Source organism: Mesorhizobium sp. M0815 (assembly GCF_040319995.1).
In the GTDB taxonomy this organism is placed as follows: Bacteria; Pseudomonadota; Alphaproteobacteria; order Rhizobiales; family Rhizobiaceae; genus Mesorhizobium.
This window is the reverse complement of record NZ_JAMYOU010000006.1, coordinates 123545-149602: the sequence shown is the minus strand read 5'-3', so window position 1 is coordinate 149602 and position 26058 is coordinate 123545. Positions and strand designations below refer to the sequence as shown.

Sequence of the window (26058 nt, the reverse complement as noted above, 5' to 3'; positions counted from 1 at the left end):
AATGGCCGCAACGCTGGCGACCCCCTCTCCCCGTCCTTCACGGGGAGAGGGTAAGGGTGAGGGGCGGCGCGGCATCACGTCGTTACCTGCAGTCAACCGGTCTGCGTCCCTCTCCATCGTTACGGCGCCTTGACCTCCATCATGCCGGTGGCGGTGCGGGCCGAATATTGCGGCCGGTACATGTCCTCGATCGTTGCCGCCGGGTGGGCGTAGATGCCCGGCGTCACCGCGCGCACGACGTAGGCGAGCGTGATGTTGCGGTCGCCGTCGCCGTCGTTCGGATTGAAGGCCGCGACGAAACGGTCGTTGCGGAATTCGAGATGGGCAGCATCGGTCTGCGCCAGCCAGGAGAAGTTCGTCAATTGGGCGCTGGAGACCAGGCCCGGATTGTCGATCTCGAAGCCGGCCGGCAACAGGTCGGTGATCAGCAGCCGCGAAGGCCAGGTGTTCTGCTCGTAAACCTTGAGCACGACGACATAGCGTTCGTTCTGCTTGACCTCCGTCACGTTGGCCTCTGTGCCGTCGAGCTTGTAGTAGGTACGGCTGATGGTAAAGCCGTTGCCGCCGGCCGGCAGAGGCTGGATCGGCGAGGCCACGGTGGTGACGACCGCCTGCAGCGGATTTCTGCCGGTGTTGACGATGGTCAGCGGACTGTCGGCCAGTTCGCCACCGGCGATCTGGTCCGAATAGCCGCCGGCATGCGGTGCGCCGTTGACGGTCAGCGCGATCGAATCATTGCCGGCCTTCAGCGCGCGGGCCGCCAGCAGCATCCAGGACTCGTCCTGGGTGCTGGTCCACCTGGCGTCGGCGCGTTCCCTGGTCACCAGCTGGATCAGCGCCGGCACGATGGTCGGCACCGGCTTGCTTTCCGCGGCAAGCGCCAGGATCGCCGCACCGTCACGCAGCGGCGAGCCATAGTCGGACCGGTAATAGTCATATTCCGGCGTCGACTTGGCCAGTTGCAACGCGGCCTGGAAGGTTGCCTCCGAGCGCTGCGTGTCACCGTAGAGCGCGAGAGAGGCCGCCAGTTGGGCGACGGCCATCGGGCTGGTAAAGGCTTCGAGCTGGGTGTCGGCGTAATAACGCAGATCGCCGACCGAGGCCTTCTTGTTGCGGGCAAGCACATAGAGCGCATAAGCGATCTCACTGCCGCGATCCTGGACGTCCTGGTCGTAGCCGATCGCGTTCTGCAGATTGCTCAGCGCTTGGTTCATCGCCAGGGCCGGCACGTCGTATTTCTGCTCGCGCGCCCGGGTCAGGAAATCGGTGACATAGGCGTCGAGCCACAGATCGCCGGAACCCGGACCCCACAGACCGAAGCTGCCGGCCGAGGCCTGGTAGCTCAGCACCTTGTAGATGGCGTCCTGGACGCGGCCATGCAGATCGGGGTCGCTGGCCATGCCGATGCCGGAAGCCATCTCGTTGACGTATAGAAGCGGCATGGCACGGCTGGTGGTCTGCTCAGCGCAACCATAGGGATAGCGGTCGAGCGTCATCAGCAGCGACGGCACATCGAAGGCAGCTGACTGCGAAACGCCGACGCTCACCGAAGCGCCATCGAGCAGGCTTGCCGCCAACAGTTCCTTGTCGACGCGCAGCGCGCCGCCATTGCCCTTGAGGTCGACGACCATGCGGGTGGTCACCGGCAGTTGCGCCGGGCGCACCGGCACATAGAGCGTCTGCTCGACGGCGGTGCCATCGGCATGCGCAAGCTTGATGGTGATCGAGGCGTTGCCCGCGGTCTGCGCAATCAACGGCACGGTCAGTGTCTGCCGCTTGCCTTTGGCCAGCGTCAGCTTTTCAGGCAAGGCGGCACTGCCGGTAGACAGGTCGCCCGTCGTGTCGATGGTCAGCTTGTAGTCGCCAGCGGGGCCATCGGTGTCGGCGACGTCGAGCCGCATGACGGCGGAATCGCCGGGCGCCAGGAAGCGCGGCAGGCCGGCGGTGATCACCACCGGATCGCGCACGATGACGTCTGACTGGGCATGGCCGACCGCTTCCTTGGTCCAGGCGACGGCCATGACGCGCACGGTGCCGTTGAACTGTGGTATGTCGAAGTCGATCCGCGCCTTGCCGTCGGCGTCGAGCTGGACCGGGCCGGAGAAGAAGGCGACCAGCTTTTCGGTCGGCGGACTGCCTTGCGACTGCATGTTGGCGCCATCGCCGCCAGTGCGCAGCTTGCCGGTCGTGCCCAGCGAGCCGTCGATCAGCCGGCCATAGATGTCGCGAACCTCGAGACCGAGCATGCGCTGGCCGAAGAACCAGTTCTCCGGATCCGGTACCTTGTAGTTGGTCAGGTTGAGGATGCCGACGTCGACGGCCGCGACCATGACATAGGCGTTGGTGCCGGGCTGCACGCCGGCGACGGCGACCGGGATCGACAGCTGCTGGCGCGGCATGGTCTTGTCCGGCGGCGCCAAGCTGACGGCAAGCTTCCGCGAGCCGGGATCGAGCTTCAGCCATTTGACGCCGATGGCGCGCGCCGGCATGCGCGTCTCTTGCGCATCGCCCGGCCTGAACAGCGTTGCCGTGACGTAGGCGCCGGCACCCCAATCGTCGCCGACCGGGATGTCGACGGTGCTGCCGCCGGCCGGCACGCTGGCGGTGACCGTCCTCAAGAGCTTGTCGGCGCCGATGGTGACGAGCAATTCGCCGGCAAAGTGCGGCGACACTTTGAGCTTGGCTACTTCGCCCGCCGCATAGGTGTCCTTGTCGAGCGCTATCTCGAGCCCGTCAGGCGTTTCGGTGGTCGTCGAGCTGACATACCAGCCGGCGTCGAACTCATAGCTGGTCGCCGGGCCTTCCGGATCGGCTGTCTCGATATCGAGCCGGTAGCGGCCCCAGTCGACCGGCAGCGACATGGTAGCCTCGCCATCGGCGCTCAGGTCGACCTGGCCGTTGGCCACCGCCTTGGTGAAGATGACCGGCTCATAGTTCCAGGAATTGCTCGAGCGGTACCACTGGTAGCTGCGCTCGACCTTGACCAGCGACCACTGCGCACCCTTGAGCGCCTCACGCTTGCCGTCGGGGTCGACGGCGATCAGGCTGAACTTGGCCGTGCCGCCTTGCGGCACCTCGTCGCCGTCGAAATCGGGGCGGATGCCGATCATGTGGCCCTGCGGGCGGATGCCGATATTCAGCGAGCGCTCGATCGCACGGCCGCCGGTCTCGCGCAACCGGACCGTGACCTTGGCATCGACCAGCTTGGTGGTGGATGGCAATTGATCGACGGAAACCGGGAAGGTCGCCTTGCCGTCGTCGCCGACCACCGGCAGGCCGGTGAAGGGCGTCACCGTTGGTTCGGCCGACTGTTCGTCGGCCAGACCGAAGGAATAGCCTTTGAAGCGGTCCCAGTCGCGGGCGGTCGACAGCGTCAATTCGCCTTCGAGCGCGAGGCCCGCGGCCGGCGCGCCATAGAGAAAGCGGCCGTCGACGGTGATGTTGGCGGTCTCGCCCTGGGCGATCTCCTGCTTGTCGGCGGACAGGTCGAACTCGATGCGATCCGGGACGAAGTCCTCGACCAGGAACATCTGGCTGGCAACCGCCGCCTGCTTGGGATCGGTGTGGATCGCCACTGTCCAGGTGCCGCGCATGGCGTTGGGTTCCAGCGGCAGGTCGACGGCGTGGCCGCCGGCCGATGCTCCGTCGCTGACGATGCGGCGGTCCTCGACGCCGTCGGGCCGCGAGAAGATGAAGGTGAGCGGCAGGTTCTCGACCGCCTTGGCGGCACTGTCGCGGGCAAGAGCCGAGACGTGGACGTCCTCGCCGGCGCGGTAGATGCCGCGCTCGGTCCAGGCATAGACGTCGAGCGCGCCCGGCGCCGCACGTCCGGCGACGCCGCGGTCGGACAGGTCGAACCCGGCGCGGCCCATATCGAGGAAGACGAAGTCGTCGTCGCCCTGCTTGGCCATCAGCACCGCCGGTGCCATGCCGCTGTCGCCGCGCGTCAGGCCGGGATTGAACACCGCCCGCCCTTCCGCGTCGGTGGTCGCGGTGCCAAGGATCTCGTTGTTCCTGGCCAGCAGCGTCAGCTCGGCGCGGGCAATCGGCTTGGCGGTTGCGAGCGAACGGGCAAAGACGTTCAGCCCATCCTGTCCGGTATAGGTCGACAGGCCGATGTCGGAGACGACGAACCATTGCGTGGCGTGCGAATCATAGTCGTCGCTGCGATCGTTGACGGCTTGTGCGGTCAGCACATAGACGCCGGGCTTGCGCTTCGGCAACGCCTCGTCGATGGGGAAGGAGGTGGTGACTTCCTTGTTGAGGTCGTTGGCGATGTCGAGCTGGCCTTGCCAGACCGGCTCGCCCATCTGTTCGGAGATGTTCGAAATGTCGTAGCCGTCAAGTTGGCGCAGGAACTGATACCCCGACAGAAGCTGGGCCAGCGAGCGGTCGCCGATGCGGAAGAGCTTCATTTCGGCGGCATTCATGTTGACGGTGACGACCGGTATGCCGCGGCGTGCGCCGGCGGGCAGCACGAAGCTGTCGCCGGTGAAGCGGGCCGAAGGCGCGCGGTCCTGCACGTAGATCGACAGTACCACCGGTGCCGCGGTGACCTCGCCAATGGCGGCCGGCAGGCCGGCGCGGAAGGTCACGTCATAATGCTGGCCGTGCTCGAGCCCTTCGACGCAGATCTGCTTGTCCTTGGCTTCGACGCCCTTGGGAGCGGCGTTGTCGACGGTGACGAACTGGGAATAATCGACGCCGGTCTTGACCAACTCCTCGGAGAACTGCGCGCAGATACGCGGCGCGCTGGTGTCGGCATCGACGGTATGATCGATGACGCGGAAGCCCTTGCGGGCCTTGAGATCCTGATAGGCGGCCCTGACCGCCGGCGAATTGACCAAAGCGAGGCTCGCCTCGTAGGCCTGCAGGGCCGGCCTGTAGAGGTCGCGGCGGTCAAGGCCGTCGCCGAGCAGCGCCAGCACGTCGGCGCGCGTCTTGGTGGTGCGCAGCAATTTGTAGGCGTTGAAGGCGGCGGAAGTGGCGTTCGCCGGTAGGGTCGACGGCTCCGAACTGTTGGCGGTCGGATGGACGGCAAGCGTTTCGCGCGCCAGCTCGAGCCAGAGCTGGCCATCGTCCGGCAGCACCGAAACCGCCGCTTCGTATTTGTGCATGGCCGAGCGATGATCGCCCGTCAGCGCCGACTGTTCGGCGGCGGCCCTCAGCGCCGTCAGCCCCTCTGTCGGCTTGGTGTAGGTCGGGCCGGTGAGCTTGTTGCGGTATTGCTGGGCCTGGTCGGCCATCCAGTTGGGGAAGAAGGCGAGTTCGGGTGGCGCGCCGATGTCGGGATCGCCATCGATGTTGACGACCTTGCCGGCGACGGCGCCGCCGAAGGGTTTCAACGAGTTGTAATCGGATTTAAGGAAGCACCATTTGGCCTTGAGGTTGTAGGTGAAGGCACGGCAGGCCGGGTCGCCGAGGCAGGTGGTCTTGCACTGATCGAGGCTGACATTCTGGTCGGATCTGAGATCGAAACCAAAATAGTCGGAATTATCCGATGTCACCACCCGCCGGGCTTCGGCCGCTTGCGCGACACCGCTCCAGGCGAAAAAGAGAAGGAAAAGAATCGATAGACCACGAGCCGCGCGCATTGCCATAAACCCCTCCAGACAAGTGCTTACGTCCAGAAATCTTCAAGCTTCAGTCGCGCTTGTCAACATCAGGACGCGGCAGGATCCGCCTGCCAACGGTTTGCTTTCCGGTCGGTGACCGGTAGTAGCTCCATAGGACAGGGGATCACGCTTTCTTGCGGCGACGCAGAAGGTGTGAGTTCCAAGCCCTGTCTATTTCAGCAATTGGATTGTGGCCCCTTTACGAGTGCTTCAGAACTTCATTCCAATTTTAGGTTTGCGAGCTAGGCTAGGAGCATAATGCCGGCGTATGAAAGGCAGATGTCGGGAGGAACCGCGCCACAGCGCGCGCTTTCGCGCGCCCTGCTTTTCGCTTTGTTGTGCTCGACGGCACTTGTTGCCGAAACCGGAAGTGCGGCAGCCTTCGAGATTTTCGGCATCAAGCTCTGGGGGTCGTCAAAGGACGAAGATGCCGACATCGTCGACCCACTGCGCTATGCCGTGACGATAGAAGCGCCCGACGCCGACGAGGATCTCGCCGAGAAGCTCGAAAACGCCTCGGCGCTGAAAGCCGACGAGGAACACCCGGTATCAGGTTCGCTGGGTCTTTTGGCCAAGGCGCGCAGCGACCGTGAGCAACTTGTCGCCGCGCTCTACGCGGACGCGCGCTACGAGGGTGTCGTCACCATCACTATTCAGGGCAAGCCGCTCGACGATCTGCCGCCCGATGCCGAGTTTTCCGGCCCGCAGCCGATTCCGGTGGTGATAAGCATAGCAGCCGGGCCGAAATTCACGCTTGGCAACATCAGACTGAAAGGCGATGCAGCGGGGCTGGCAAGTGCCGATTTCGGCCTGATCGCCGGCGGTGACGCCGGTTCGGGCGCCGTGCTCAAGGCCGAGGCGGCGATCGTGCGGGCACTCAAGCAAGAAGGCAGGCCGTTGGCCAAGGTGACGGGCCGCGAGATCGTCGCCGAGCACGCCGGGTCGACGCTCGACGTGACGCTCACCGTCGCGGCCGGGCCGGTCGCCGGCTATGGCGACACCACTGTCGAGGGCACCGAAAAGGTCGACCGCGACTTCACCGAATATATGACCGGCCTGAAGCGCGGCCGCCAATATTCGCCCGATGAGATCGACGATGCGCGCGACCGGCTGCTCGGGCTCGAGGTCTTCAACAGCGTGACGGTGAAGGAAGCCGACGCCCTCGACGTCGAGGGCAACATCCCGATCGGTGTCCAGGTAAGCGAACGTAAGCCGCGCTATTTCGGCATTGGCGGCAGCTTCTCAAACACCGAAGGGCTGGGCCTCGAGGGCTATTGGGGCCACCGCAATCTGTTTGGCCGCGCCGAAAAGCTGCGCATCGACGGCAAGATCAGCGGCATCGGCAGCAACGACTTGACCCAGCTCAATTACAATGCCGGCGTCATGTTCGAAAAGCCGGGCGTGGTCGGGCCGGCGTCGAAATTCATTGCCAGTGTCAACACCGTGCTGGAGCACCCCGACGCCTACGACCATTTCTCGGTCAAGGGCAGCACCGGCCTGTCCTACGAACTCGACAAAAAGCAGACGGTTTCCGCGCAAGTCGCGCTCGACTATTCCAGGATCCACGACGCTTTCGGCAAACACACCTATCTGATCGCCAGCATTCCGCTGCAATATGTCTACGATAATCGCGACAGCAAGCTCAATCCGACCAGGGGCTTCAGGGTGCTGGCCTATGCCGAGCCGAGCTACGACATTTTGAGCGGGGCTGCGTTCGTCAAGCTGAAAGGCGAGGGGTCGGCCTACCAGTCGCTCGATTCGGCCTCGAAATTCGTTTTTGCCGAACGTGTCGCCATCGGCTCGATCATCGGCGCCGGTCTTCAGGATGTTCCGGCCGACCGGCGCTTCTACTCCGGCGGCGGCGGCTCGGTGCGCGGCTATGCCTATCAGGGCATCGGCCCGAAGGACAGCAATGGAGAGCCGATCGGCGGGCTTTCCTTCTTCGAGACCTCTGTCGAGATGCGCATCGCCGTCACCGACAAGATCGGCGTCGTGCCGTTCGTCGATGCCGGCACGGTGTCGACCAGGCAGGTCCCCGATTTTTCGGACATGAAGGTCGGCGCGGGTGTAGGCTTGCGCTATCTGACGGCGTTCGGGCCGCTGCGCATCGACGCGGCAGTGCCGCTCAACCGCGGCCCCGACGATCCTCATTTCGGCATTTATGCCGGCATCGGCCAGGCATTCTGATGGCAATATTCAGGCGCATCCTCCGTATCCTTTTCTACACGCTGCTCATCGTCGTGGCAGCGGCGGTGGGGGCGCTCATCGTGCTGACCAAAACCGAGGGCGGCCGCGAAAACCTTGCCGGCATCATCTCGACCTTGGCCTCGAGCGGCGATCGCAAGGTCACTGTCGTCGGCATCGACGGCATCTGGTCGGGAGCGCTGAGGGTCGATCATGTCGTTCTGGAGGATCGCGAAGGCGCCTGGATGGTGGCGCGCAAGGTGGCAGTCGACTGGTCGCCTCTGGCACTCCTGTCGAAGAGCTTCAGCGCCGATCGCATTGGGGCCGAGCGCATCGAGCTGGCACGGCTGCCGGTGGCCAGCACGCAGCCGAGCCAAAGCGGAGCGGCGACGCTGCCGGTTTCCATCGACGTCAAGCAACTCGACCTTCCCGAAGTCGCGCTCGGGCAGGCTCTGGCCGGCAGCGGCGTCGCCGAACTTGCAGCCAAGGGAGCGCTCAAGGCGGACGCCTCGCCATTGGCGATCGAGAGCAGCCTCAACATCGTTCGCCATGACGGCAAGCAAGGCACGGTCGACGCCAAAGCCCATTTCGCGCCGGCTGACAACAAGCTCGACTTAGACCTCAAGGCATCCGAGCCGGCCGGCGGCATCATCGCCAACCTGCTCAAGCTGCCGGGCGCGCCGCCAGTCGACATTGTCGTTTCCGGCACAGGACCGCTCGCCAACTGGAATGGTATTGGGACTTTCGTTGTCGACGGCCGGATCGTCACCCAACTCACCGGTCGCCATCAGCTCACCGATAAGGGCCATTATGTCGAGGCCAACGGCGATGGCGAATTCGAGCGCTTCCTGCCCGAAACCCTGAAACCGCTGTTTGCCGGCAAGACCACCTTCGACCTTGCCGGCACAGCGACCGCGGCCGGCGGCGTCGATGTCGAGCGCGCCAATATCGACAGCGGCGCCGTGCACGCGACCGCCGCCGGCATTGTCGATCCGAACGGCGTCAGCGATCTTTCTGTGAAACTCGCCGCGAAAGGACCGCCGATCGTGCTTAGCCTCGGCAGCGAGGCACAGCCGATAACCGTGGCGATCAATGACGCCACGGTCCGCGCTTTCGGCGATGGCAAGGCGCCGATGGTGGATATCGGCGCGTCGCTGGTCTCCGTGGTGGCGGGCGGCACGCGGGTGGACGACCTGATCGGGCAAGTGCATTCTGATGGCTTCGACATCCAGAACCGTAGCGGGCCCGTCACCATCAAGCTGACGGCGGCCGGCCTGAACACCGACGTTGCGACATTGGCGCCGCTGATAACGGGAAGGGTCAGCGCCGGTCTCGCCGGCTCGGTCAGCAAGGAACAGGTCGTTGTCGACCAAGGCACGCTGCGCAGCGACGCGCTCAATGCGTCCGTGACGGCCACTGTGGCGCTGGCCGATCTGTCGATGACGCTCAAGATGAATGCCGACGCGGCTTCGGCGGCGCTGCCGCCGCAGATCAGCTCGGTTCTCGGCGAGCGTGTGCAGTTTTCCGCAACCGCGACACGCGACCCGGACGGTGCGTTCGCCGCCAACGCATTGCAGCTCACCTCCGGCACGCTTAGTGCCAGCGGCACCGCCAGTGCGCAAGGCACCGATATCCGGGCCGATATCAAGGGCACGCTCGGCGACGTGTCGGTACTGTCGCCGCTGGTCGGCGCGAAGGTCGGCGGCGCCGTCGGTTTCGCGCTGACGGCAAGCGGCGCGCGCAGCGCACCGGATTTCTCGGTTTCGGCCAACAGCGACAGCCTGACGGCGTCCGGCCATGCGGTGAAGCAGATCAAGTTGAGCGCGAGCGGCAAGGCCGACATTGCCAGCCCTGCCGCCGATGTCTCGCTGACCGGCTCGGTCGACGACCAGCCGCTCGACCTCAAGGCATCGCTGGTCACCACCGACGGCAAGCGCTCCATCAATGGACTTGCCGTCTCACTGGCCGACAACAAGGTCTCCGGCGACCTCGGGCTCGACGACAACCTGCTGCCGCTCGGCACGTTGAACCTCGATGCCGCGGATATTGCTCCGCTGGCCAGACTTGCCGGCCAAACGGTAGCCGGCGACGTGCGTGGCACGATCCGTTTCGCGAATGACAATGGTGCGCCGACGGTCGCGATCGATGCGACGAGCGCCGCGATTTCGCGCGGCGAACTGGCGGCGAAGACAATCGCCGTCAACGCTCTGGTCGCCAATTATCTCAAAGCCCCGGCGATCTCCGGCAAGATCAAGGCCGACACGATCACCTCCGGAACCACGGTGATCAGCGGCATCGACGTCGACCTGAAGCGCGATGGCGACTGGACCGGCTTTAGCGGCGGCGCCACGGTCGCCGGCATTCCGGCCAGCGCGGCCGGGCGGGTCAGGGTTGCGAACGGCATCACCAGCATCGAGCTTGCCTCCGGCGAGGCGACCATCCGCGGCATCAAGGCAGCGGTCGCGCAGCCATCGGCGCTGACAATCGCCAATGGCATGGTGAGCATAGAGAAACTGGCGCTCGGTGTCGGCGGTGGTTCGGTTGCCGTGTCGGGTACGGCTGGCCAGACGCTCGATCTCGCTGCCACCTTGTCGGCGGTGCCGGCAGCACTTGCCAATGATTTTTCACCGGGCCTCGATGCCGCGGGCACGCTCAGCGGCACCGCGCAAGTCACGGGATCGTCGGCTGCCCCAGACATTCGCTTCAACGCCCGGCTCAGCGGCGGCGAAACCAGCCAGACCCGGCGGGCCGGGCTCGGGCCGCTCAATCTCGATGCGGCTGGCCGTTTCTCGTCGGCCAGCGGCGTCGCCATCGAGCATGCGACGCTTGCCGGCGAGAAAATCTCCGGCAAGGCAGCCGGCACCATCAATCCGAACGGTGCCAGCGATTTCTCGCTCGACCTCGCATCCACCGGCCCGAGCCTGCCGCTTTCGCTCGGCAGCAAGGAGAGCCCGATCAAGCTCGAGCTGCAGACGCTGTCGCTAAAGGCGGCCGGGCAGGGCACCCAGCCGAAGCTCGACATCTCCGCGACGCTGCCATCGGCCGCCACCAATCTAGCTAAGATCGAGGGCATCACGCTTGCGCTGCACTCCGACCGCTTCGACGTGAAAGCCCGGAGCGGGCCGATCTTCGGCTCGGTGACCGCCGGAAAAATCGGCCTCGACAATCCGACCGTCGCGCCGCTGATCGCCGGCAAGGTCACTGCCAAAGTCGCCGGCAGCCTTGCCGCCGACGCTGTCATCATCGATAGCGGCACCGTGACCAGCGACGCGTTGAACAGCGGCTTCAACGGGCGGGTCTCGCTGGCCGACGGCGCCATCGATCTAAATCTCAAGGCGGATGCCGCGTCGGCGGCGCTGCCAGTAGCGGCGCGTGGCATGCTCGCCGAGCGGACGCAACTCAGTGCCGCGCTGAAGCGAGACGCCAACGGCAATGTCACCGCCAACGCGATCAGGCTGTCATCAGGCGCGCTGACCGCAGACGGGCAGGCGAGCCTTGCCGATAACAAGCTGAGCGCCGACGTCAAAGGCGCGCTGGGCGACGTCTCGCTGCTATCCAAGGATGCCAAAGGCGCTATTTCTTTCGCGCTGAATGCGCAAGGCGCCAGCACCGCGCCGGATCTGTCGCTGACTGTCAACAGCGATAGGCTTTCGGTGGCGGCGCGTGAGATCACCGGACTGAAGCTCACCGCCACCGGCAAGGCTGATGCCGCCAACCCGGCGGCGAATGTACAACTCACCGGAAATGTCGCGGGCCAGTCGCTGCAGGGTAGTGCCGTGCTGGCGACATCGGACGGCAAACGCGCCATCAACGGGCTTTTGCTGTCGCTGGGCAAGAACCGTATTTCCGGCGACCTGGCGCTCGACGATGCCTTCGTGCCGGTCGGTACGGTAGCACTGGACCTGCCCGATATCGGTCCGCTTGCTGCCCTGGCACTGGAAAAGGCCGATGGCGATGTGCGCGGCACGATCGCCTTCTCCAAGGCTGGCGCCGTGCCGCAGGTCGCCATCAAGGCGACGACGGGCTCGATCTCGCGCGGCGATGTCTCGGCCAAGGCCGTGACCATCGATGCGCTGATCGCCAACTACCTGGCGGCACCGGTGATCTCCGGAAAAATCCGTGCCGACAGCGTCACTTCCGGCGGCACGGTTATCCGTGGTGTCGACGTCGATCTCAAGCGCGACGGCGAATGGACCGGTTTCTCCGGTGGCGCCACCGTGAAGGATATTCCGCTGAAGGCCGGCGGCCGGGTCAGGGCGGTCAAGGGCACGACGACGGTCGAACTTGCCTCCGGCGAGGCGACCATTCGCGGCATCAAGGCGGCTATCGCCCAGGCCTCGACCATCAACATCGCCAATGGAGTGACCAGCCTCGACAGGCTGGTGCTCAACCTCGGCGGCGGAACGGCGACGGTCACGGGCAAGGCTGGGCAGGCGCTCGACCTCAACGCGACGCTGGCCCGCGTCCCGATCTCGATAGCCAACAGTTTTTCGCCTGGCCTCGATGCCGCCGGCTCCGTCTCGGGCACGGTGAAGGTGACGGGCGCGCCGGCCAATCCGGCCGTCGCCTTCAAGATCGACGCCAGAGGCGTTCAGACGTCGCAGACCCGCGGTGCAGGTTTCGGCGGCATGGGCGTTTCGTCTTCAGGTACGTATTCGGGCAACAGACTGACCTTCGACGCCAACATGAGCGATGCCGCCGGCCTTGGCCTCAAGGGCGGCGGCACGATGACGACATCAGGCGCGCCCACCCTTGATCTCAACTTTTCCGGCAAGGTGCCGTTCGCCTTCCTCACCAGGACACTCGCCGCGCAAGGCCTGTCCTTGAGCGGCACGGCCGACGTCGATGTGCAGGTGCGCGGCCCGGCGACGTCGCCGGTGATCTCAGGCACGGTCCGTACGTCAGGCGCCCGCCTGGTCGACGCGCGCTCGGGGCTCGCGATCAACGACATCACCGCCGATGTCGCTATCGGTGGTGGCGTGGCCAGGATCAACCGCCTGACCGGCACGCTGTCGACGCGTGGCAGCCTTTCGGCCAGCGGCACCGTCGGCATCGATCCGGCTAAGGGTTTCCCAGCCGACCTGTCGGTCAAACTGGTCGACGGCCGTTATACCGACGGCAAGGTGGTCACTGCTAACCTCGGCGGCGACCTGACCATCAAGGGACCGCTCACCTCCGGGCCGGTGATTTCCGGTACCGTCAACCTGGCCAAGACCGTCATCACCGTACCCGAAAAGCTGCCCGGCTCGCTGGCCGAGCTCAACGTCAAGCACAAGAATGCGCCGGCAGCCGTGCGTGCGCAGGACAAGGCGTTGCGCCCGGCCGCTGCAAGCAGCGGTGGCGGCGGCAGTGGCCTCAACCTCGACGTCACGATCAATGCGCCGAGCCAGATCTTCATCCAGGGCAGGGGCGTCGACGCCGAGCTCGGCGGTTCGCTGCGGCTGACCGGTCCGGCATCGTCACCCCAGGCGGTCGGCACCTTCACCTTGCGGCGCGGGCGGCTGACGATCCTTGCCAAGCGGCTGACCTTCACCGAAGGCACGGTCGGCTTCTCGGGCTCTCTGGTGCCCTACCTCAACCTTACGGCGCAATCCAAGACAACCAGCGCCACCGTGACCATCGTGGTGTCGGGCGAGGCGACCAACCCGAAATTCACCTTCTCCTCGGTACCCGCGCTGCCGGAGGACGAGGTGCTGGCGCAGCTGATCTTCGGCCGTTCGATGTCGAACCTGTCGCCGCTGCAGATCGCGCAGCTTGCCGAGGCTGCCGGACAACTGGCCGGCGTCGGCGGCTCGACCTCCCTGCTGCAGAACCTGCGCAGCGCGATCGGCGTCGACGATCTCGACGTAATCACCGACGAAGAGGGCGGCACCGCCGTCTCGGCGGGCAAGTATCTCAACGACCGCACTTACGTGACGATCCAGAAGGGCGATAGGCCCGGCTCGGGCAAGGCAACCGTCGATCTCGACGTCGGGCGCGGCGTCAAGCTGCGTGGTGAGGCAACCGACGCCGGCGAAGCCAAAGGCGGTGTTTTCTATGAACGGGAATATTAAAACGGCTGTTCGCGCAGAACAGTTGGTTGCCCGAAGAACGAGCGGCGCAGCAGCAAATGTCCCGGTTTAATTGTCCGTGGAGATTTCGCGCGAAATCCCTGGCGCAGTAGCAAATTTGCGCCAAGACTGTCGTTATCGCGCGAACCGCCCTGCTTTCAAAGTTGCACATTCCTTGGCATGTTCCCAATCCGTGCCGTCTTTGACATCATGGCGCGAATGCGGAATGTTAAAAGGCAGAAAGCCAACAATGGGAGTTAGTCATGACGATCTACAAGAGTAACGGCGACCGCGTTCCCGATCACATCCTGGCCATGGCCGAAGACGCCAAGGCAGGCAAGATGGATCGTCGCGAATTTCTGGCTCTCGCCAGCGTCTTCGGTGCGTCGACGGCGATGGCATATGGCATGCTTGGCCTTGCAGACCCCACGCCGGCCAAGGCGGAAGAGGTCCAGGGCAAGAAAGGCGGCGTATTGAAGGTCGCGCAGTGGATCAAGGATCCGAAGGATCCGCGCAAGTCCGACTGGTCGGAAATCGCCAATGCCGAGCGTCAGGCGCTCGAGCCGCTGGTCAAATATACCACCGAATACACATTCCGCCCCTATCTGCTGGAGAGCTGGGACGTGAATGACGACGCTACCGAATACACGCTGCATGTGCGCAAAGGCGTCACCTGGAACAACGGCGATCCGTTCACCGCAGACGACGTCATCTTCAACCTCAAGCGTTGGGCCGACAAGAAGGCCGAAGGCAATTCTATGCCCGGTCGCCTCGGTTCGCTGGTCAAGGACGACAAGCTGGATGAGAGCGCGGTGACCAAGGTCGACGACCACACGATCAAGCTGACGCTCAGCAAGCCCGATATCGCCCTCATTCCCAACGTGTGCGACTATCCCGGCCTCATCGTCCACAAGACGTTCGACGAAAAAGGCGGCGACTTCAAGTCCTGCCCGATCGGCACTGGGCCGTTCGAGCTGGTCTCTTACGATGTCGGCCAGAAAGTGGTCTACAAGCGTCGTGAAGACAACAAGTGGTGGGATGGCGAGGTCTTCCTCGACGGCATCGAGTTCATCGACTACGGCACCGATCCGGCGGCGATGGTCAGCGCTTTCGAAGCTGGCGAAGTGCACACCAATTTCGAAACCTCGGCCGACTATGTGTCGATCCTCGACGGCATGGACCTGGCGAAGTCCGAAGTCGTCACCGCTTCGACGATCGTCTGCCGCACCAATGTGACCAACAAGCCTTACGGCGACCAGAAGGTTCGCAACGCCCTGCAGCTCGCGGTCGACAACGCTGTCGTCCTCCAGCTCGGCTACGGCAATGCCGGCACGGTTGCCGAGAACCACCATGTCGCCCCGATCCATCCCGAATACTACGAATTGCCGAAGGTTGCTCGCGACCCGGCCAAGGCAAAGGCGCTGATGGCGGAAGCCGGCCAAGCCGATTTCGAGCACGAGCTGATCACGGTCGACGAAGACTGGCACAAGAACACCGGCGATGCGATCGCCGCGCAGATGCGCGACGCCGGCATCAAGGTAAAGCGTACGGTGCTGCCGGGTTCGACCTTCTGGAACGACTGGACGAAGTATCCGCTGTCGATGACCAACTGGAACATGCGGCCGCTCGGCGTCCAGGTTCTGGCGATCGGCTATCGTACAGGTGAAGCCTGGAACGAGACGGCTTGGTCGAATCCCGAGTGGGATGCCAAGCTCAACGCTGCGCTGGCAGTTGCCGACGCCGCCAAGCGCAAGGAAATGATGAAGGATATCGAGCAGATCCTGCAGGATTCCGGCATTATCATCCAGCCTTATTGGCGCAAGCTCTACAGCCATTCGGTCAAGGCGGTGCAGAACTACAAGATGCACCCGACCTTCGAGCGCGACTACGGTAAGGTCTGGCTCGACCAGGCCTGACCGGACGATCCGGAAAGGGGCGTCTGGCCCCTTTCTCTCGCTCGTTGCATGGTCCTTGGACCGGAAGTCGGCGCAGCAAAAAGTTGCGGACTCTTCGGCCGGGGTCTGCAATAAAAAGGGTATTGCATCTGGGACTGGTCTGAAGGCTTGTTCTGCCGCTGGCGGCAGGGCACGGCTTGCAAACCGGTTCCACCCCCCAACCCGACCGGCAGGGGACCGCCATGCTTTCTTTCGTTATCAGGCGTCTCGGCACCATGGCATTGACGATGCTGTGCCTGACGATGATCGTCTTCTTCCTGGTCAATCTCGGGCCCAATCTGAAGAAGCTCGCGATCAGCCAAACCGAAATGCACACATCGGCCGAGCAGCTCGAGGCTTGGCTGGTCAATCATGGCTATCGGCAGAATTTCTTTGTCCGCTACGGACAATGGCTGGGCGTCGTGCCCAAGCAGCCGGTGACCGACCCGGCGACAGGCAAGCCAGCGCAGCGTTTCTCCTTCTGCAACGATCCGGTCGTGCCGACATTTTCCGGCATCCTGCAAGGCGATTTCGGCTGCTCGACCAAATTCAAGACGACGGTCGCCTCGAAACTCTTTCCGGCGCTCAGCGCCACCGGCATCCTGATGCTCTGCGTGCTTGCGGTTATGGTGCCGGTCTCGCTCCTGATCGGCATTCTTGCCGGCATGCGCGAGGGCTCACGCACCGACCGCACATTGTCGGTGGCGTCGATCGCCTCGACGGCGACGCCCGAATATGTTTCGGGCGTCATCTTCACCGTCATCTTCGCCTCCTGGCTCGGCGTGCTGAACGGCTCGGCGGCCTCGGCCAGCCAGGGCATCACCTTCTACAATTTCACCTTGCCGGTGATGACGCTGGCGATCTACGGCATCGGCTACATCGCCCGCATGACCCGCGCCTCGATGGTCGAGGTGATGACGCAGCAATATATCCGAACCGCCCGGCTGAAGGGCCTCTCCTTCGGCAGCGTGGTGGTAAAGCACGCTCTGCGCAACGCGCTGATCGCACCGTTCACGGTCATCATGCTGCAGTTCCCCTGGCTGCTCACCGGCGTCGTCATCGTCGAGGTGATGTTCCGCTACCAGGGGTTCGGCTACACGCTGGTCGAGGCGGCCGGCAACAACGACATCGATCTTCTGCTCGGCTGCTCGCTGGTCTCGGTGTTTATCGTCCTGATCACACAGCTCATCTCCGATGTCGGCTACGCGTTCCTCAATCCCCGCATCAGAGTTCAATAGGAGACCGGGCGGATGCAGGTCGAATATCTCAGCGCCTTCAACGTCGTACTCGGCGTGCTTACCCGCTTCTGGCCGGTCTGGATCGCTCTCGCCCTGGTGATGGGGGCGAGCTTCGGCTACAAGAAGAAGCTTGGCCTTTACGGCCAGCTTTTCGACAGCGGCGTCGGCATCGTCGGCGTCGGCATCTGCCTGTTCTGGCTGTTCACGGCGATCTTCGCATCGACCGTCGCGCCCTTCGATCCGCTCGCCCAGGTGCCGATCATGAAGGACGCGCTGCCGGGCGCGATCGAGCCGGCGTCGAAGCTTGTATACTATTTCGGCGGCGACAAGCTCGCCCGCGACGTGTTCTCCCGCATGGTCTATGGCAGCCAGATCGTGCTGATCATCGCGCCGGCGGCAACCGGCTTTGCACTGATGGTCGGCATCACGCTCGGCCTGCCGGCTGGCTATTACGGCGGCAGGATCGATACGGTGCTCTCCTTCCTCGCCAATTTGGTGCTGGCCTTCCCGGTGATCCTGCTGTTCTACCTCCTGGTGACGCCAGGCATCATGGACACGCCGATCCCCTACGCGATGGCCGGGCTGTTCTTCCTGTTCCCGATCATCTTCTTCAGCGTGCTGTTCTGGACGCGCTACAAGAACCGGCCCGACCGCCTCTATATCCTGCTTGGCCTGACGTTGGTCGTTGGCGGCTGGATCTATGCCGGCCTTGTCTTCGACGCCGATCCGTTCAAGATCATCCACATCGATCCCAACCAGCTCAACATCTTCGTGGCAGTGGTGTTCGCCTCCAGCCCGGGCGTGTTCCGCATCGTGCGCGGCCTGGTCATGGATATCAAAACGCGCGACTATGTTGCGGCGGCGCAGACGCGCGGTGAATCGCCCTGGTACATCATGCTGTGGGAGATATTGCCCAATGCGCGCGGGCCGCTGATCGTCGACGCCTGCCTGCGCATCGGCTACACTACGATCCTGCTCGGCACGCTCGGCTATTTCGGGCTGGGGCTGGCGCCGGAAAGCCCGGACTGGGGCACGGCGATCAAGGATGCCAGCCGGCTGCTGCGCTCTTTCATCCACCCGGCGCTGCCGCCGACGATCGCATTGATGTCGTTCGTGCTCGGCCTCAACCTCCTGGCGGATTCGTTGCGCGAACAGTCGATGAAGGATTGATGCCGGGAAAGATTGAACCGGGAAAGATCGATGCCGGGTTCGGCCCGACATGCCTGCAGAACAAGGATTGGAGCGACCCATGAATGAGGCAGTTCGAAATCCCGCCAAGCCGACCAATGGGCCGATCATCGAGATCGAGAACCTGTCGATCTCCTTCTTCACCCGCAAGGGAGAGATCCCGGCCGTCATGGATTTTTCCTGCACGGTCATGCCCGGCGAGGCGATGGGCATCGTCGGCGAATCCGGCTGCGGCAAGTCGACCGTGTCGCTCGGCATCATGCGCGACCTCTCGAACATCGGAAAGATCGTCGGCGGAAAGATCAAGTTCCAAGGCAAGGACATGGGAGAACTGTCCGACGAGGAACTGCGCGCCATCCGCGGCAACAAGATCGCCATGATCTACCAGGAGCCGATGGCCAGTCTCAATCCGGCGATGAAGGTCGGCCAGCAGCTGATGGAAGTGCCACTGATCCACGACAAGGTATCGAAGGATGAAGCCTATAAACGCGCGTTGGAAATGGTGCGCGCGGTGAAGCTGCCGGATCCCGAGCGCATGATGCGTTCCTACCCACACCAGCTTTCCGGCGGCCAGCAGCAGCGCATCGTCATTGCCATGGCGCTGCTGTCGAAGCCTGCGCTGCTTCTGCTCGACGAGCCGACGACAGCGCTCGACGTGACGGTTGAGGCCGGTATCGTCGATCTGGTCAAGGGGCTGGGCGAGAAGTTCGGGACCTCGATGATCTTCGTGTCGCACAATCTCGGCCTGATCCTGGAGACCTGCGACCGCATCACGGTGATGTATTCGGGCGAAGCGGTGGAGACGGGCAAGATCAAGGACGTCTTCGACCGGATGCGCCATCCCTACACGCAAGGCCTGTTCCGCTCGATCCCGTTGCCGGGCGCCGACAAGAATTCGCGGCCTCTGATATCCATTCCGGGGCAGTTGCCGCTGCCGCACGAGCGGCCGAAGGGCTGCAATTTCGGCCCGCGCTGCCACCATTTCGTCGAGGGCGTCTGCAACGCCGCCGAAATTCCGATGATCGCGGTCGAAGGCCATGACGGGCATTTCTCGCGCTGCGTACGCTTCAACGAGATCGACTGGGAGGCGCTGCCGCCTGGCGCCAAGAAAGTCAACGAGCGCGTGGTGCCCGGTGCGCCGGTGCTCCAGATCGAAGACCTCAGGAAGTACTACAAAGTCGGCGGCAGCGAAGTGTTCGGCTCGAGCGAAGGACGTGTCGTCAAGGCCAACGAGACGATCTCTTTCATGGCGCGCGAATCCGAGACCGTCGCTATCGTTGGCGAATCCGGCTGCGGAAAATCGACCCTGGCCAAGGTGTTGCTCGGCCTCGAAACGGCAAGCTCCGGCCGCGTGAAGCTGGGCAACAAGGAAATCCAGTCGACCGGGATCGAGAAGCGCAGCGTCGACACCGTGTCGTCGATCCAGATGGTGTTCCAAAATCCGTTCGACACACTCAATCCCAGCCATTCGGTCGGTTCGCAGATCATCCGTACGCTGGAAAAGTTCAATGTCGGCGACACGGTGGCCGACCGCCGCAAGCGGATGCTGGAACTGCTCGATCTGGTGAAGCTGCCAAGGGCATTCGAGACGCGCAAGCCGCGCCAGCTTTCAGGTGGCCAGAAACAGCGCATCGGCGTGGCGCGGGCCTTTGCCGGCGACGCCAAGGTGGTGGTGGCCGACGAGCCGGTCTCGGCGCTGGATGTGTCCGTCCAGGCGGCGGTGACCGAACTCTTGATGGACATCCAGCGCAAGAACAAGACCACGATGCTGTTCATCAGCCACGATCTGTCGGTGGTGCGCTACATCGCCGACCGCGTCGTCGTCATGTATCTCGGCTATATCGTCGAGCAAGGCACGACCGACCAGATATTTTCGCCGCCCTATCACCCCTATACCGAGGCGCTGCTGTCGGCGATCCCGATTGCCGATACCAGCGTGGTGAAAAGGCATATCGTGCTCGAAGGCGACATTCCGTCGGCGATGAACCCGCCCTCGGGCTGCCCGTTCCAGACGCGCTGCGGCTACAAGAAACTTGTGCCGGACAATCTTTGCGAAACTACGGTGCCGCCGGTCAAAAATCTCGGCGACGGTCATATGAGCCTGTGCTGGCTGGCCGACGACGTGCTGGCAAAAATGGAGCCGGTGATTAAATTCGACAAGGAACACGCGGCGAATGAGGGCGTGCCGGATGATGCAAACCACGGTGTTGGCCCGGGCTTTGCTGGAGATCCGCCCAAGCGCCCGCATGGCAAGACTGGCAGCGTTGAAGCCGATGCCGAGGGTCAGGCAGCGGAGAATGCCGAAGCGGTCGCCAAAGCCCGCCGTCACGAGGTTCGCGACGAGGTTTCAGAGACCGGCGGCATCTCAAGCTCTGCCGATAGCGCGGTGGCACCAATCACGCCGCCGACAGTCGGCGACGGCCGCCAAGCTGAGAACGCCACGCGCAAGCCGCGCAAACCCAAGGGCGGCTGAAATACCGTTGATATGCTAGGGCGCGCATTGCCGTAGCTGCGCGGCGTAGTCCTGCGCCATCTGTTCGGTGGCGTGCGCATAGCGCTGCACGTCGGCGCCGCCGCGATTGCCGCGCTTATAGGCATTCCAGCCAAGATAGTAGGCGAGATACAGATTGTAGGTGTCGTTGCGGGCGACGCCGAGCGTGTCGGCGGTCTTGGAATGATACCAGCCGACAAAATCGACGGCATCGGCAAACCTGGTGCGGCGCGCCGCCCAACTGCCGGTCTCGTTCTGGTATTGCGCCCAGGTGCCGTCGAGCGCCTGCGAGAAGCCGGTGGCACTGGAGATATGTTTCCAGGGAATGAAGCCCAGCAGCTTGGTGCGCGGCGGCCTGGCGTTGCTCTTGAAGCCGGATTCCTTGCGCACCGTCGCCATCAGCACGGGGACCGGCACCCCATATTTCTGCTCGGCGCGCTGTGCCGCCGCCTGCCAGTTGTCGAACCAGCCATCGTTCTGGTCGAAAACGGCGCAGACATCGTTGATGTGGTTCGGCGGCGTCGCGCATGCCGAAAGCGTCAGCGGCACGGCAATCGCTACAATTTTACTAAAACTCGACCTACGCATTGGAAGAGCATTAGGCCGAAAACATAAAAGGAATCTTGCGGCGTTCCTTAACGGCTCGTCGGCCGCTTTGGCAGGCGCTGAGGAAGTATGAAGATTCCGACGTTTGTTGTCGCTTTTACCGATATGCAATTCCCGGAATGGCGCCTTGGCTAAAATCACGCCCGCAGGTGGCGGATTCTTGACAGCTCGATCCTCGTGCCGGCGCTTTGATGCGCCGCATGAGCGAACCAAGACGCAAGCGCGGCGCCGAGCGAACGAGCAACAGGGGACCGACCGCCATCCCGCAACTGCCGCTCAGGCGGGTGACAAACCCTTATCCGCCGATGGCGATGCTCTCGGCCGACCAGATCGAGGCGATCCATGAAGCCTCTATGCATATCCTGGAGAATTTCGGCATCGAGGTGATGAGCCCGCGGGCGCTGTCGCTGTTCGAGAAGGCCGGGGCCAAGGTCGATCATGCCTCGATGAACGTCCGCATCGATCGCGGCATGATCGAGGAAGCGCTGAAGACGACACAGTCCAGCTACACTCTGACGCCGCGCAATCCCGCCCATGCCGTCCACCTCGGCGGCAATACCATCAACTTCACGCTCGTCGCCGGGCCGCCCAATGTGCACGACATGGAGCGCGGCCGCCGTGCCGGCAATTTGCGCGATTATTCCGATCTCGTCCGCCTGGCGCAGCATTTCAACTGCATCCACATGCTCGGCAACCAGGTCTGCGCGCCGGTGGAATTGCCGGCGAATTCCCGTCATCTCGACACCTATTTCGCCAATCTGACGCTGACGGACAAAAGCTTTCACGTCTCGGCCATCGGCCGTGGCAGGGCGCTCGACGGCATCAAGATGATGGCAATCGCGCGCGGACTGACGCTTGACGAGATGCGCGACGATCCCGGGGTCACCACGATCATTTCGGTCAACTCGCCGCGCCGCTTCGACGAGATGATGGCCGAGGGGCTGATGACGATGGCCGAGTTCGGCCAGTCGGTGGCGGTGACGCCGTTCACGCTGATGGGAGCGATGAGCCCGGTGACGCTTGCCGGCGCGCTCGCCCAGCAGAATGCCGAGGCGCTGTTTGGCGTTGTGCTGACGCAGCTCGTCCGTCGCGGCGCGCCGGTGATGTATGGCGCCTTCACCTCCAATGTCGATATGAAATCGGGCGCGCCGGCCTTCGGCACGCCTGAAAATACCAAGGCGAACATCGCGTCCGGACAGTTGGCGCGGCGTTACAAGCTGCCTTATCGCACGACACCGGGCTCAGCCTCCAATGCCGCCGACGCGCAAGGCGCCTATGAGACGCTGATGGCGCTGTGGGGCGCGGTGCTAGGCCACGGCAACCTCGTCTATCACGCCGCCGGCTGGCAGGAGGGCGGACTAACTGCATCGTTCGAAAAGTTCATCATCGACGTCGAGATGATCCAGCACATGATGGAGTTTTTGCGCCCGATCGAAGTCAACGAGGCCGAGCTTGCCGTCGAGGCTCTGGGTGCGGTTCCGACCGGCGGCCACTTCTTCGGCGAGCCACACACGCTGGAGCGCTACGCCACGGCCTTCTACCAGCCGATACTGTCCAACTGGCAGAACTACGAGGCCTGGCAGGAGGCCGGTGGGCTCGACGCCACGTCGCGTGCGACCAGGCTGTGGAAGAAGGCGCTGGAGGACTACGCCGAGCCGGTGATGGAAATCTCCAGGCGCGAGGCGCTGGAGGCGTACCTAGCCAAGCGCAAGGAAGCGATCGGGCAGAGCGAGCCTTAAGCACCACTCTTCTCGGATTCATCTTCTTCTCTTCCAGAATCATGAAACCCATCCAACTCTTTGAAATGACGAGAATCCCATGAAATCACATGCAAAGGTCGTGGTTATTGGCGGTGGCGTCGTCGGGTGCTCCGTGCTGTTCCATCTGGCCCGGCACGGCTGGACCGACATCGTGCTCCTGGAGCGCGATGAATTGACCTCCGGCTCGACCTGGCACGCGGCCGGCGGCATGCACACGATCAACGGCGATCCCAATGTCGCCAAGCTGCAGAAATACACGATCTCGCTCTACAAGGAGATTGAGGAACTGTCCGGCCAGGCGACCGGCGTGCATCTGACCGGCGGTGTGCTGCTGGCGGCGACCGAGGCGCGGCTCGACTGGCTGCGCGGCGTTGTCGCCAAGGGCCGCTATCTCGGCATCGAGCTCGAGGAGATATCGCCGGCCGAAGCCGCCGAACTGATGCCTCTGCTCGATCCCAAGCAGTTCGTCGGTGCCGTCCGCAACAAGGAGGATGGCCATCTCGATCCATCCGGCGTTACCCACGCCTACGCCAAGGCCGCGAGGAAGCTTGGGGCCGAGGTTGAGCGCTTCACCAAGGTCGAGGACATCGTGCGGCGCGCCGACGGGCTGTGGCGCGTCATTACCAACAAGGGCGAGGTGGTGGCCGAGCATGTCGTCAACGCCGGCGGCCTGTGGGCGCGCGAGGTCGGCCGCATGGTCGGGCTGGAGCTGCCGGTGCTGGCGATGGAGCACATGTACCTGATCACCGAGGACATGCCGGAAGTCGCCGCCTGGAACCAGAAGACCGGCACGGAAATCATCCATGCAGTCGACTTTGATGGCGAGCTCTATCTGCGTCAGGAGCGCGGCGGCATGCTGATGGGTACTTACGAAAAGGCCAACAAGCCATGGTCCGAGTTCCAGACGCCGTGGAACTTCGGCCACGAGTTGCTCGAGCCCGACATCGACCGCATCGCGCCATCGCTGGAGGTCGGCTTCCGGCATTTCCCGGCCTTCCAGAACACCGGTATCAAGCAGATCATCAACGGGCCCTTCACCTTCGCGCCGGACGGCAATCCGCTGGTCGGGCCGGTGCGCGGCCTGCCGGGGTTCTGGGTGGCCTGTGGTGTCATGGCCGGGTTCTCACAGGGGGGCGGCGTCGGGCTGGCGCTGTCGAACTGGATGATCGAGGGCGATCCCGGCGCCGACATCTGGGCGATGGATGTGTCGCGCTACGGTGACTGGGCCACGATGGCCTATACCAACGCCAAGGTGCGCGAAAACTATTCGCGGCGGTTTTCGATCCGCTTCCCCAACGAGGAACTGCCCGCTGGACGGCCGCTCAGGACCACACCGGTCTATGATCTCCTGTCGGCCAAAGGCGCGCAATGGGGCGTCGCCTATGGGCTGGAAGTGCCGCTATGGTATGCGCCGGAAGGCGTGAGGGACGAGTTCTCGTGGCGGCGCTCGAGCGATTTCGAGCATGTCGCAAATGAGGTCAAGACCGTTCGAGAAGGCGTTGGCCTGTCGGAGATTTCGAGCTTCGCCAAATACAAGGTGACGGGCGAGGGCGCTGCAGCCTGGCTCGACCGCCTGCTTGCCTGCAAGCTGCCAAGGCCCGGCCGCATGACGCTGGCGCCGATGCTGAAGGAAGACGGCAGGCTGATTGGCGATTTCACGCTAGCCAATCTCAGCAGCCCAAATTCGGAAAGGGACGGCTGGTTCCTGGCCGGCTCCGGCGTCGCCGAGCAGTACCATATGCGCTGGTTCGAAGCGCATCTGCCGAAGGACGGCTCGGTCAGTATCGAAGCGCTGGGAGCAAAACTCACCGGCTTATCGATCGCCGGGCCGAGCACGCGGAACCTTCTTGAAAAGGTCACACGATCTGATGTGTCGAATACGGCCTTTCCGTTCATGGCCATCAGCAAGATGGACATCGGCATGGCGCCGTGTCTGGTCGGGCGTGTCAGCTACACCGGCGATCTCGGCTACGAGATCTGGGTGGCGCCGGAATATCAGCGCGCCGCCTATCAGGCGCTGATGGCGGCGGGCGAAGAATTCGGCATCGGCCTGTTCGGCTCGCGAGCGCTCAACGCATTGCGGCTGGAAAAGAATTACGGCTCATGGGCGCGCGAATACCGGCCGATCTATGGGCCGCTGGAGGCCGGCCTCGATCGCTTCGTCGCCTATGCCAAGGAGGCCGATTTCATCGGCAAGCAGGCGGCGCTGGCAGAGCGCAAGCAAGGCGGCAGACTGCGGCTGCGGGCCTTTGTCGTCGATGCTGTCGATGCCGACGTCATCGGCGACGAACCAATCTGGCATGGCGGCGCCGTGCGCGGCTGGGTCACGTCGGGCGGCTATGCGCATCATTCGAAAAAATCCGTCGCTATCGGCTATGTGCCGAAAGAGATTGCCGACGAAGTCGACGGTTTTGAGATCGAGCTTCTGGGCAAACGCCATGTTGCGCGCATGCAGCCGGTCCCACTGTTCGACGCGAACTTCGAGCGGATGCGTGGGTGAGGTTTCAGGCGCTGCGGCGGTTATCCAGCGCCAATGCGCCGGCGCCGGCGAATACCAGATAGAGGAAGATGAAGCAGAACGATATTGCCGCATCGCCACCATTGTTGACCGGGAAGAAGTCGCGCGGCATGTGCGCCATGAAATAGGCGATCGCCATCTCACCGCTGAGAAGGAATGCCACCGGCCTAGTGAAAAGCCCCAATACCAGCAGGATGCCACCGGCGAATTCCAGGATGGCCGCGGTCAGCGATAGCCCGCTCAGGGCGCCGGCATGGTCGCCGACGGGGAAATTGAACAGCTTTTGCGTACCATGTTCGATGAATTGCAGTGCCGTCACGAAGCGCAATGCGGCCAGAGCCTGCAGCTGATATCTGACAAGACCGTCGAAAAGCTTCATCTAAGACTCCATTTTACCCCCGAACCGGCCATAGATCATCGCCCGACAGGGGACCATTCACTTCGCATGGCCCGCCAGCCACAATCAGTGATTGG

General features: G+C 63.6%; 11 protein-coding genes. 8 read left to right on the top strand and 3 right to left on the bottom strand.

Annotated elements, in window-relative coordinates:
• Window positions 1–119: 119 nt before the first annotated feature.
• On the bottom strand, window positions 120–5600 hold the full coding sequence (locus NKI01_RS09990) for an alpha-2-macroglobulin family protein (RefSeq protein WP_352963026.1): 5481 nt from the start codon (window positions 5598–5600) through the stop codon (window positions 120–122).
• A 273-nt stretch (window positions 5601–5873) separates the two neighbouring features.
• Between NKI01_RS09990 and NKI01_RS09985 the strand changes: the two genes are divergently transcribed.
• The 6 genes from NKI01_RS09985 (at window position 5874) to NKI01_RS09960 (ending at window position 20682) form a co-directional block, all read left to right on the top strand.
• Complete coding sequence (locus NKI01_RS09985) at window positions 5874–7802, top strand: autotransporter assembly complex protein TamA (protein ID WP_352788499.1); 1929 nt, start codon at window positions 5874–5876, stop codon at window positions 7800–7802.
• Window positions 7802–13852, top strand: coding sequence for a translocation/assembly module TamB domain-containing protein (locus NKI01_RS09980; protein WP_352963022.1), 6051 nt, complete (start codon window positions 7802–7804; stop codon window positions 13850–13852). The genes NKI01_RS09985 and NKI01_RS09980 overlap by 1 nt, the downstream gene beginning before the upstream one ends.
• Before the next feature lie 260 nt (window positions 13853–14112).
• Complete coding sequence (locus tag NKI01_RS09975; protein ID WP_023720874.1) at window positions 14113–15765, top strand: ABC transporter substrate-binding protein; 1653 nt, start codon at window positions 14113–14115, stop codon at window positions 15763–15765.
• 221 nt (window positions 15766–15986) lie between these two features.
• Window positions 15987–17021, top strand: coding sequence for an ABC transporter permease (locus NKI01_RS09970; RefSeq protein ID WP_023720873.1), 1035 nt, complete (start codon window positions 15987–15989; stop codon window positions 17019–17021).
• Window positions 17022–17033: 12 nt separating this feature from the next.
• The gene (locus tag NKI01_RS09965) at window positions 17034–18191 is read left to right on the top strand and encodes an ABC transporter permease (RefSeq protein WP_352482929.1); all 1158 of its coding nucleotides are present in this window, start codon (window positions 17034–17036) and stop codon (window positions 18189–18191) included.
• Window positions 18192–18270: 79 nt separating this feature from the next.
• Window positions 18271–20682 carry a dipeptide ABC transporter ATP-binding protein gene (locus NKI01_RS09960; RefSeq protein ID WP_352589954.1) on the top strand — a complete coding sequence of 804 codons (2412 nt, stop codon included), beginning with the start codon at window positions 18271–18273 and terminating at the stop codon, window positions 20680–20682.
• A gap of 15 nt (window positions 20683–20697) precedes the next feature.
• Here NKI01_RS09960 and NKI01_RS09955 read toward each other — a convergent pair whose 3' ends face one another.
• A complete protein-coding gene (locus NKI01_RS09955) occupies window positions 20698–21288 on the bottom strand; it encodes a transglycosylase SLT domain-containing protein (RefSeq protein ID WP_352495143.1) in 591 nt (196 codons plus the stop codon).
• Between the two features lie 218 nt (window positions 21289–21506).
• Between NKI01_RS09955 and NKI01_RS09950 the strand changes: the two genes are divergently transcribed.
• Both NKI01_RS09950 and NKI01_RS09945 read left to right on the top strand, forming a co-directional pair.
• Window positions 21507–23045: a trimethylamine methyltransferase family protein gene (locus NKI01_RS09950; protein ID WP_352495144.1), complete on the top strand. Its 1539-nt coding sequence runs from the start codon at window positions 21507–21509 to the stop codon at window positions 23043–23045.
• 79 nt (window positions 23046–23124) lie between these two features.
• Window positions 23125–25566 (top strand): GcvT family protein, encoded by a 2442-nt coding sequence (locus NKI01_RS09945; protein ID WP_352963018.1) that lies wholly within the window; start codon window positions 23125–23127, stop codon window positions 25564–25566.
• 4 nt (window positions 25567–25570) lie between these two features.
• Here NKI01_RS09945 and NKI01_RS09940 read toward each other — a convergent pair whose 3' ends face one another.
• Window positions 25571–25963 carry a DoxX family protein gene (locus NKI01_RS09940; protein WP_023720867.1) on the bottom strand — a complete coding sequence of 131 codons (393 nt, stop codon included), beginning with the start codon at window positions 25961–25963 and terminating at the stop codon, window positions 25571–25573.
• Window positions 25964–26058 lie beyond the last annotated feature (95 nt).